Origin of the sequence: Sphingomonas melonis DAPP-PG 224 (assembly GCF_000379045.1) — a bacterium.
In the GTDB taxonomy this organism is placed as follows: domain Bacteria; phylum Pseudomonadota; class Alphaproteobacteria; order Sphingomonadales; family Sphingomonadaceae; genus Sphingomonas; species Sphingomonas aquatilis.
In genome coordinates this window covers 3,556,090-3,566,337 of sequence record NZ_KB900605.1, presented here as the reverse complement: position 1 = coordinate 3,566,337, position 10,248 = coordinate 3,556,090, and the positions used below count along the sequence as shown (strand labels likewise).

Genomic DNA, 10,248 nt, shown 5'->3' with positions numbered 1-10,248 from the left:
GGATGATCGACGTGCAGCTGAAGGCGCCGCTGGCAGGATGGGTGCTGCCGCTCGGTGGCATTCCCGATCCGGTGTTTGCCGAGGGCATGATGGGGCCGGGGCTGGGCATCGACCCCGTCGGCGACACGCTGCATGCCCCCTGCGACGCGACCGTACTGACCGTCCATGCCGCCGGCCATGCCGTGACGCTGGGGCTGGGCGAGGGCGTCGCGCTGCTGATGCATATCGGCATCGATACCGTCGCGATGGCCGGCAAGGGCTTCACGCCGCTGGTCGCGCCGGGCGATGCGGTGCGCAGCGGCGATCCGCTGATCCGCTTCGATCTCGACGCCGTGGTGCTCGGCGCCGCGTCCGCGGTCACGCCGGTGATCGTCGTCGAGGGTGCCGCGGTGTCGCTGGCCGATGCGGCGGACGAGGGGCTGGTCGCGGTCGGCGATCCGCTGGTCCGCATCGTCAGCGGTGCAGCCGACGCCGCCACTTCCGCCGCGTCGGGCGAGACGGTGCGCCACGAGACGATCGTGCGCCTGCCGCACGGGCTGCACGCGCGCCCGGCCGCGCGGATCGTCGCGGCGGTGCGCGAGAGTGGTGCTGACGTCCAGCTCATCGCCGCGGGCCAGACGGCTGCGGCGTCGAGCCCGATCGCCTTGCTATCGCTGGGCCTTGCGACGGGCAGCCCGGTGACGATCGTTGCGCGCGGTAGCGGTGCCGAGGCGGTGATCGCCGCGATCGAGGCGTTGTTGACGCATGAGGTGGAAGATGGCGCGGCGGCGGCCCCCGCCGCCCGGCCGGTGGTGCGCGCCACCCCGGCGACGCTGCCGCCGGGCGTGCTGGGCGGTGTGTCGGCGGCGCCGGGTCTCGCGATCGGCCCCGCCTTCTGGTTGCGCGCCGAACTGCCCGACGTGCCCAGCGCCGGCGAGGGCGTCGTCGTCGAGCGCGAGCGGCTCGCTGCCGCCATCGCGAGCGTCGATGGGGCGCTGGATGCAGAGGCGGCCCGTCCCGGTCATCTCGGCGGCGTGCTGCAGGCGCATCGCGCGATCCTAGCGGATCCGGATCTGCGCGCGCGGGCCGATGCGGCGGTGGCCAATGGCCTGTCGGCCGCCGCGGCGATGCTGAGCGCGGCGGAGACGCAGGGCGCGGCGCTGCGCGCCTCCGGCAACGCGCGCATCGCCGAGCGGGCGGACGACATTCGCGATGTGGCGCTGCGGGTGGTGCATGCGATCCTGGGCACGCAGCCGGCCTTGGCCAGCGTGCCCGCGGGGGCGATCGTGCTTGCCGACGAATTGCTGCCGTCGCAGCTCGGCGCCCTGTCGGCGGCGCAGGTGGCGGGCTTCGCTTTGGCAGGCGGCGGTCCGACGTCGCACGTCGCGATCCTTGCGGCGGGCATGGGCGTGCCGATGGTCGTGGCGCTCAGCACGGCGATCGACGCGATCGACGATGGCGCGGTGCTGATGCTCGACGCCGATGCCGCGATCCTGATCCCCAATCCGACCGAGGAATGCCTTGCCGCCGCGCGCGAGACGATCGCGCAGCGCGCCGCGGACGAAGCGGCGGCGCTCGCCGCGGGCGACCGCCCGGCGACGACTGCGGACGGACAGGCGATCCACGTCTATGCCAATCTCGGCAACCTTGCCGATGCAGAGGCCGCCGCGGCGCAGGGGGCGGAGGGCTGCGGCCTGTTGCGCACCGAATTCCTGTTCCTCGATCGGGCGACGCCGCCCGACGTCGCGGAACAGGCGGCGGATTATCGCGGCATCGTCGCGGCATTGCCCGACCGGCCCGTCGTGATCCGCCTGCTCGACGTCGGCGGCGACAAGCCGGCGCCCTATCTGGATCTCCCAACGGAAGAGAATCCCGCGCTCGGCCTGCGCGGCATCCGCGTCGCGCTCGCCCGGCCCGAGGTGCTCGATGCGCAGCTGCGCGCGATCCTGTCCGTCCCCGATGTCGCGCGGTGCCGCATCATGGTGCCGATGGTCGCGAGCGCCGACGAGATGATCGCGGTGCGCGCCGCGCTCGATGCCCTGCGCGACGAACTCGGTGTCGGTCCAGTGCAACTCGGCGCGATGGTCGAAACCCCCGCCGCCGCCGCGACCGCGGACCTGATTGCGGCGCACAGCGACTTCCTGTCGATCGGCAGCAACGATCTCACCCAATATGTTCTGGCGATGGACCGCGGCAATCCGGCGCTCGCCGCCGGGATCGACGGGCTGCACCCCGCCGTGCTGCGCCTGATCGAGATGACCTGCCGCGGCGCGGCGACGCGCGGCGTGCCGGTCAGCGTCTGCGGTGGCCTTGCCGCCGATCCGCTCGCCGCGCCCATCCTGATCGGCCTCGGCGTGCGCACTTTGTCGGTGCCGCCCGCGCGCGTGCCCGCGATCAAGGCGCTCGTCGCGCGGCTGACGCTGCCCGCGGTGCAGGACCTTGCCGCCGCCGCTCTCTCTGCCGCCAGTGCCGCCGAGGTCCGCGGCCTTGCCCGACGTTTCGCCGAGGAGGCCGCCCGATGAGCCAGTCCCGCTTTTCCGTGATGAGCTTCCTCCAGCCGCTCGGCCGTGCGCTGATGCTGCCGATCGCGGTGCTGCCCGTCGCGGGCCTGCTGCTGCGGTTGGGGCAGCCGGACCTACTGAACATCGCCTTCGTCAGCGCGGCCGGGGATGCGATCTTCGCGCACCTCGGCTTGCTCTTCGCGGTCGGCGTCGCCACCGGCTTCGCGCGCGATGGCAACGGCGCCGCGGTGATGGCGGGCATCGTCTGCTATCTGACCATCGGCAACACCGCGCAGGTATTTCTCGTGCCGCCCCCGGGCACAGTGCCGCCGGGCACCGCGGATGCCATCGCCGCGACGTTGGCGACGGCGTGGAAGGGCGCGGCGATCGACAAGCTGCAGGTGCCGATCGGCATCATCGCAGGCCTGGTCGGCGGCCTGTTCTACAACCGCTTCGCCACCGTGAAATTGCCAGAATATCTCGCCTTCTTCGGCGGGCGTCGCCTCGTCCCGATCCTTGCCGGGTTCGCCGGCCTGGCGATCGGCGCGCTGCTGGGGCCGAGCTATGCGGGGATCAACGCGGGTGTCGACGCGCTGAGCCGCGGCGTCGTCGCCGCGGGCGGGTTCGGCCTGTTCGCCTTCGGCCTGCTCAACCGGCTGTTGCTGGTGACGGGTCTGCACCACATCCTCAACAACGTCGCCTATTTCGTCGTCGGCGACTATCACGGCAAGACCGGCGACCTGACGCGCTTCTTCGCCGGCGATCCGACCGCGGGCGGTTTCATGAGCGGGTTCTTCCCGGTCATGATGTTCGGCCTGCCCGCCGCCTGCCTCGCCATGTACCACGCCGCCGCGCCCGATCGGCGCAAGGCGGTGGGCGGCATGCTGTTCAGCCTTGCGCTCACCTCGTTCCTGACCGGCGTGACCGAGCCGATCGAGTTCAGCTTCATGTTCCTCGCGCCCGTGCTGTACGCGATCCACGCGGTGCTGACCGGCCTGTCGGAAGCGATCATGAACGCGCTCGGCGTGCGCATGGGCTATGGCTTTTCGGCGGGCCTGTTCGACTATGTGCTGAACTACGGCAAGGCGACCAAGCCGCTGATGTTACTGCCCGTTGGCGCGGTTTATGCGCTGGTCTATTACACGCTGTTCCGCTGGGCGATCGTGCGGTTCGACCTCAAGACGCCGGGCCGGGAGCCGGTGGAGGCGGGGGCCGCACCCGCCGCCGCCGTCCCCGCGGATGCCAAGGCCGCGGCCTTCGTCGCGGCGCTCGGCGGGCGCGTAAACCTGCGCAGCATTGACGCCTGCGCCACCCGCCTGCGCCTGGGCGTGGCGGACGCCACCGCGATCGACGAAGCACGCCTGCGCAGCCTCGGCGCGCGCGGCGTGCTGCGTCCGTCCGGGACGTCGGTGCAGGTGATCGTCGGCGGCATCGCGGATGCGCTCGCGATGGACATGCGCGCGGCGCTGGATGCGGGGGACGCGGGCGAGGGCGCACCGACTGTCATTGCGGAGCCGACACCGGCCGCGGCGTCGGTGGACCTGTCGCCGATGCTGCAAGCGGCGCTGGGCGGCGGCGGCAATGTCGCCTCGGCCACCCGCCACGGCACCCGCCTGCGCATCGTCGTCACCGATCGGAACCGCGTCGATGCCGCGGCGCTGGCCGCCCAGGGCCGCGCGCTGACCTGGGCCGCGCCCGATACGCTGCACCTGCTGACCTGACACACCGCTTGCATCCCCGCGGCGGCCCGGCTAACCGGGCGCCTGCGCGGGTGTAGCTCAATGGTAGAGCAGCAGCTTCCCAAGCTGAATACGAGGGTTCGATTCCCTTCACCCGCTCCACATTCGCGCCGAACCCACAGAAATCCGCCATCGCGTGCGTCCGGCCGCGCCTGCGAGGCACCGGGCTGTAGCACCAAGCGGTGCACCAGCCGATGGACGTCCCCTCGCATCACAGGTTCGCGTCGGCACGCCGCCGGGAATCGAGTGTGGCAACGACCAGCTATTTGTGCCGACGCGGGGCGCGGTATCACTACCGCCGCAGGGTTTACCTCCGGAATCTGGTTAGCCGTCCTATAACCATCGCATTGGGGACCGCTGACCCTGCCGAGGCACGTCGCCTCGCCGCATGTTTGTCGGTCCGGTGGGAGACGACGAGCGTGATGATCCAGCAGATGGAGCGCGGCTACATGACCGCGAGCGAGGCGGTGGCGGTATTCCGACACGGCCTCAACGATGAGCTCGGCGTAGCGGCCGCGGCGCGATACGACGCGCAAGCCGGCGTGGATCACCGCACCAGCCGCATCTTTGCGGCCACGTATCGTATCGCCGCGCGTCTGGCCGCAGGTGCCGACGACCTTCCCGTCGCGCTGCTCGAAGAGCATACACCGGACTTCTCCGAGCAGGATCGGCGCGCCGTCATTCTGATGTTGAAGTCCTGCGCTCCCCACCGGGTGAGCGGCAAGATCGCGCACGACGTACTGAGGAACCTTGGCGCGCCGCTTAGCGACAGGGTCGTCGGTGACGCAGGCGTGCAGTTGCTGTTGGGCCGGGCCGAAGCACAGGCGCGCATGGCGCTGAGCGACCACCCGGAGGTGGTAGCCGGCGGTGATCCTGTGTCGGCGCTGCTGGACGACACGCTGGTCACCCGCATCCGCACGGCGGCGAGCCCGCCGGCGCGCGACGTGTCGGAAATCACGACACCGTTTCTCATGACCGACACCCGCCGTCTGACCGACGTCGTCGACGATACGATCGCCGATATCCAGGCGTCCGGCGACTGGAACGAGGATGTCGCGCAGCGCGGTCGTGTGATTCGCGGCTTCGCGTGGATCACCGGAAACAAGCGCCTGTGCGACTACGGTCCCGGGGATGCGCGGCTGTTCGCGGCGACGCTGCGGAAGCTGCCGACCGAATTCCGCTGGGGCACCTTCGAGAAGGGCAACATGAGCCGCCCCTTCGACGAGGTTATGGCGGAGGTGGAGAAGAAGGGCGGCACCAGGCGCGACGACCGCACGGTCAACCGCGATCTGACGACGCTCAGCCGCTTCGGTCGCGAGCTGATGAAGACGGCGTGGAAGCCGCGCTACGGCAAGGACCCGGTGGTCGACTTCGCTGGGTTCGCCAGTGCCACGCCGGTCGACAATCCCGACGATCCGGACCGCATGCCCTGGACCGACGCGCATTTGCGTGCTTTGTTCTCATCGACGATCTACACCGGCGGTGGCGGATGCGGGCGCCGGCTCAAGCCCGATCCCGATCCCGTGGTCTGGCACGATGCGGCCTATTGGGTGCCGTTGCTGCTATCCTACGGCATCCTTTCGCGCGAAGAAGCATGCGGGGTCGAGTGCGAGGACTTCGTGTTCGACGTGGAAACCCCGTTCGTGGCAATCGTGGAGAACATGACCAAGAGCAAGGACGGCACCCGCCCGTCCGGCCTGAAGCGTCCGTCGCGACGGCGCATGGTGCCGCTGCATCCCGAGCTTCTTCGCCTCAACCTGCGCGGCTACATCGAGGCGGTGGAGGCGGCGGGACACGTCGGAGCATTTCCCGAACTCTATCAGGAAGGCCTGACCAACGTCGGCGGCAAGCGCTTCTACGCGTCCGCAGGACGATATCAACTCGACCACGTGGACGGGGTTCTTCCTCTGCCCCGCACGTCGGATGGCAAGCGTGCCGACCTCCACTCGCTCCGGACAACGGGCGGCAGCGCACTGGAAGCGTCGGAGACGAAGCAGCTCGTCGTCGACGACATCATGGGGCACGCACGGGAGGGGACCGGCCCGCGCAAATACTCCAAGGCCTGGTTCATGAAGGGGGGCGCTGCCATCCTCGCCCGGCGACTCGAAGTCATGGTCGCGGCACTGACGGTCGTCACCGACCACCTGCAGCCCGCACCTGTCCGCCTGCTCGCGGTATCGGAGCGGTCGCGCACCGGCTCTGCCGTGGGTTGTGCGTCAAGGAAGAAGGCCTGATGCCAGTGCGCCTGGTCACTACGGTCGAAAAAGTTGAAAGGTTGTTTGGCGACAGACGGCCTCGCTCCTATACTACGCCCCGTGACCGATAATCCCGCCTTGTCCGACGAGGAGGCTGCCGCGATGGCGGCCATTGAAGGTATCTCGGTCTGGGAGATGATCGGCGAACTGCTCGCGGTGGCGGCACGCTCTGTCGAGTGGCAGATCCGGCGCCGTCTTGGCGGCCCGGGTGCGATCCGGCGCTTGGCGTCGGTGGTCGCCGCGTTCATCGCGGTTATCGTCGCGCTGGTGGTGCGGCAATGCGCCGTCTCCACGCGAAGCTTGGCGACCGTCACGGGATCGCGAACCCTGCGGCACCTTCGCCGCCCGCCGCAGGGCTGGGCCGCACCATAACCGCCTTCGTCGGCTAACCGCGCCCGGCCGCCGCATGGCGACCGCGCGCTGACGACGATGCGCGACCGGATACCATCCGCAACACCATGAACCTTCGACACCTGCGATATCGCAGGTGTCGAAGGTCTCGCAGGATGGCCCGGCTCGCGAGCAGCGAGTTCGGCAACATGAAGAAGAGCAGTGACTGGGTCCGGCAGCCGGGCCTCGACAAGAAGCTCGACCATCTGGTCGAGGAGCGCGGGTGCACGCCCGCGGAACTGATCCCCTACGATGCCGCGAAGGCGCTCGACATCGAGCCCAGCGGCGAGTTCTACAGGAAGGTGCGCGACTGGAAGCAGCGGCGTGCCGCTGAGAGCGACGCGCCGGTCATGGAGGTGCCGCCGCACGTCCAGGCGGAGTTCCGGGAGACGGTGGATCGTTTCGCGGCCGAAGCCATGAGCAGCTTCCTGCGCGCGGTGCGCGGCGTCGGCGGCGATCTCGATCGCGTAGCGACGCTCCGCATCACCGACGCCGAGCGCCGCGCCGATGAGGCGCAGGCCGAGGTCAACGGCCTGCTCGACCACTGGACGGCCGCGGAAGCGCAGCGCGACGCGGCGCTGGCCAGGATCGCGGAACTCGAGCAGGCGCTGGCCGACGCGCGGCGCCGCGAGGAAGTCGCCACCGTGCGGCTGGAGGAGCGGGATGCGCTGCTCAGGGCGCTGAGGCCGGGGACGTCGGACAACGGTTCGGCGGCGATCATGCCGTCTGTGCCACATGCGGACCGTGCGTCCGTTGGCGACGACGACAACCGTCAGGTCGGCGATGTCGCTATCGACGCCAGCAGCGCGTCGGCAGGCCAGTCGGTCGCCGATGTCGACGCCGATGGTCCGGAGCAGCCGCCGGTCATCTACACCGATCACCCTGAAGGAGGTCAGGTGGAGATGCCGCTCGTCACGAACGACGACGCCGGTCAGGCGGACGTCGGCGGTGACAGCCGCGGCTGATCCGCAGAACCCGCCCCGTCGTCGCTATGGCGGCGGGGCGGTTTTCCGCTGCCCTTCTTCCCCTTCGGCTTTCCCGCGGACGGGAAAGCCACGGCCCGCAGCGTTTCAGCGCAGGGCCGTTTCGGGGGTTCAGGGGTGCTCCCCTGACATGCCTTTTTTCGAGCATCGAAAAAAGAAGAGCATGTTCTTCTTTTTCTGCCGCGCGTGGGTGCGGCCCTCCGAGGAACCATGAAAAACGAAGTGGCCGGCGTCGCCGGTGCCGCCCGGATCAAAAACGTTGACCGCGCCGGATTGGCCCGGGCCGAGAAACACGGCAAGCGTCTCGACCAGACGGGGCAGTCCCGCGCCGTGAACGACGAGCCCCCCATTACCACGACCGGGCTGAATCTGCGGGCGCTGTTCGACCGACACATCGAGGGGGCGTTCGTCCCCAAGGCGAAGTCGTCGGCGATGCACCTGCTGATCCAGTTTCCGGTCGATCTGGTGGATGGTGGCGATGCCGATTACATGCTGCATCATGCGCGCGCCTTCGCGGAGCGCGTCTTCGGCGACGAGGCCATCTTCGCGGATCGTGTCGATCGGGACGAGACCAGCCAGCGCGTCGTGGATCTGTTCCTGGCGCCCCGCTACATGAAGACGACGAAGCGCGAGTCGAAGCCGGCCGTATCGACGACCCATCACCTCAAGCTGCTGGCGGCGAAGCATGGCGAGAAGCCCCTGCCGTTCGGATACGGCCGCGCCCTCCAGACCGCCTTGTTCGAGTACATGCGCGACGAGATGAAGCTGGACGGCGTCGAGCGAGGTAAGGCCAAGGTGGTGGCCGGACAAGACTGGAAGTCGGCGGAGCAGCAGCGCGCCGAGGAATTGGCCAGCCTGACCACACGCGCGAAGGCGGGCATCGACCAGGCCGAACGGGACAAGGCCGCGGTCTACGCCGACCGCGTTGAGATGGAACGCCAGCAGCGGGATCGCGAAGCGGCCTTCCTAGCCGAGCAGTTGAAAGCTGCCCGCCAGCATGACGACCGTGACCGGGCGCTGGCCGAGCGCGAACGGCAGGCCGACAGGCGGGATGAGGACAATAAGGCGCGTGATACTGTAGCGGAGGAACGCGAACGGGCGATCGCCGCGCGTGAGGCCAACGTGGCGATGGCGGTCGCGCGGGCCGAGATCGCCTGGCGCGAGGCCGAACACGCGCGTATCGCCCTGGATGCCGCACGGCAGACCGCACAGCGCAACGTCGAGGACAGCGCCAGGAACCGCGCGGCGGCGAGGAAGGAACTCGCGGCCGCCGAAGTCGACCGCGTCCGCGCCGCTGCCGAACGCGACGCGAACACGACCGAGCGGAATCGCATCGAGGCCCAGCGCAAGTTGAACGAAGTCCAGCTGGCGCTGCTGGCGCGCGGTGCGGATGACGCCGCCGGCCTCGAACTTCGTCCTTTAGGAGACCGCTTTTCGATGCGGAAGGCGAAGATGCGACCGCACGAGCAGATCGCCTATGAGGCGGGCTGGTCCGCGCCGTTGATGAAGCTCGCCCGCCGGCTGGCGGATGCAATGGAGCAGCTGCGTCACCACGCCAGACGATTGCTGAAGCGCGAGCAGGAGCTGAACGACCGCGATGCCGCGTTGACAGCACGGGAGCAGGATGACGATCGCGACCGTCGCGCACGCGCATCCGAACATGCTGCCGCGCTCGCTGACCTCGACCGGCGCGCGCGCGCGCTCGCCATTCGCGAAGAAGCCGCCGCCGTCCGTGCAGCGGAAGCCGACAGCCGGATCGCGTACGCGGAAGCCAAGGAAGCCGAAGCCAGCAGGGAGATCGTCCGGCACAACCGGTGGTCGCTCGCGGTGGACGCAGTCATCGATCATCCCGACTGGATCGACGTGACCGGCAACACGATCCGCCTCGACCGCAACGCCGCCGCCACTATCGATCCGAAGCTGGTCGCCAACCTGCAGGAGACGCCGCCGAACTGGGCGATAAACGTGATCCTCGCGCGGCTGGATGTTGCCGATCGGCACAGCCTCGCCGAAGAGCACGAATCCGACGCCGCCCGCTCAAGGCAGCAGCTGGCGGAACTAATCTCGCGTGCCGGCCACGTCCTGACGTCCGATCAGCAGAAGGTGGTAGCCGAAGTTCAGGCGGCGGTGAACCGGTCGACTGCTGCGGCGCAGGCGTGGAATGCTGCGAGGGATGCCGGACGATGAGGATCGCCCGCTTTCCCGATTGGGGTCAGGAACGGCTGAGTCTGGTGAAACCTAGGACGACCGATTGAAGCCGCTCGGGAGAAGGTAGCCCCCGTCCGGGCACAATGAGGCGCGTGCGGCAGCCCAAACAAGTCAAGAAGGTATGCAATCGGTGGCGCCGAACCCACAAGATCAGCCTCGGGCCTGGAGCGGCTTGCGCGCCAATGGTTTCCCC

Annotated in this window: 6 protein-coding genes, 1 tRNA gene and 1 pseudogene; all 8 read left to right on the top strand. The window is 69.3% G+C overall.

The annotated features are described in order from the left end of the window. The first annotated feature begins 2 nt into the window (after positions 1-2). Complete coding sequence (ptsP, locus tag SPHME3_RS0117285; RefSeq protein WP_017978108.1) at positions 3-2,501, top strand: phosphoenolpyruvate--protein phosphotransferase; 2,499 nt, start codon at positions 3-5, stop codon at positions 2,499-2,501. Between the two features lie 20 nt (positions 2,502-2,521). Continuing rightward, entirely contained in the window at positions 2,522-4,201 is a 1,680-nt protein-coding gene (gene nagE / locus SPHME3_RS0117280; RefSeq protein WP_017978109.1) for an N-acetylglucosamine-specific PTS transporter subunit IIBC, read from the top strand. A 46-nt stretch (positions 4,202-4,247) separates the two neighbouring features. After that, positions 4,248-4,321: transfer RNA gene (locus SPHME3_RS0117275), tRNA-Gly, on the top strand. A 92-nt stretch (positions 4,322-4,413) separates the two neighbouring features. Beyond that, positions 4,414-4,620: pseudogene (locus SPHME3_RS21785) on the top strand (DUF6538 domain-containing protein); the annotation flags it as partial. Between the two features lie 21 nt (positions 4,621-4,641). Next, entirely contained in the window at positions 4,642-6,453 is a 1,812-nt protein-coding gene (locus SPHME3_RS0117270) for a site-specific integrase (RefSeq protein WP_018251111.1), read from the top strand. An 81-nt stretch (positions 6,454-6,534) separates the two neighbouring features. After that, positions 6,535-6,846, top strand: a complete 312-nt coding sequence (locus tag SPHME3_RS0117265; protein WP_020493506.1) for a hypothetical protein — start codon at positions 6,535-6,537, stop codon at positions 6,844-6,846. 134 nt (positions 6,847-6,980) lie between these two features. Beyond that, positions 6,981-7,829 carry a nucleotide exchange factor GrpE gene (locus SPHME3_RS0117260; protein WP_018251109.1) on the top strand — a complete coding sequence of 283 codons (849 nt, stop codon included), beginning with the start codon at positions 6,981-6,983 and terminating at the stop codon, positions 7,827-7,829. Positions 7,830-8,069: 240 nt separating this feature from the next. Next, positions 8,070-10,034, top strand: a complete 1,965-nt coding sequence (locus SPHME3_RS0117255) for a hypothetical protein (RefSeq protein ID WP_156021397.1) — start codon at positions 8,070-8,072, stop codon at positions 10,032-10,034. Positions 10,035-10,248: the final 214 nt, after the last annotated feature.

Bases quoted from the DNA above. Each gene is read 5' to 3' on its own strand.
- ptsP (WP_017978108.1), top strand. From the start codon at position 3: ATGATCGACGTGCAGCTGAAGGCGCCGCTGGCAGGATGGGTGCTGCCG.
- nagE (WP_017978109.1), top strand. From the start codon at position 2,522: ATGAGCTTCCTCCAGCCGCTCGGCCGTGCGCTGATGCTGCCGATCGCG.
- SPHME3_RS0117270 (WP_018251111.1), top strand. From the start codon at position 4,642: ATGATCCAGCAGATGGAGCGCGGCTACATGACCGCGAGCGAGGCGGTG.
- SPHME3_RS0117260 (WP_018251109.1), top strand. From the start codon at position 6,981: ATGGCCCGGCTCGCGAGCAGCGAGTTCGGCAACATGAAGAAGAGCAGT.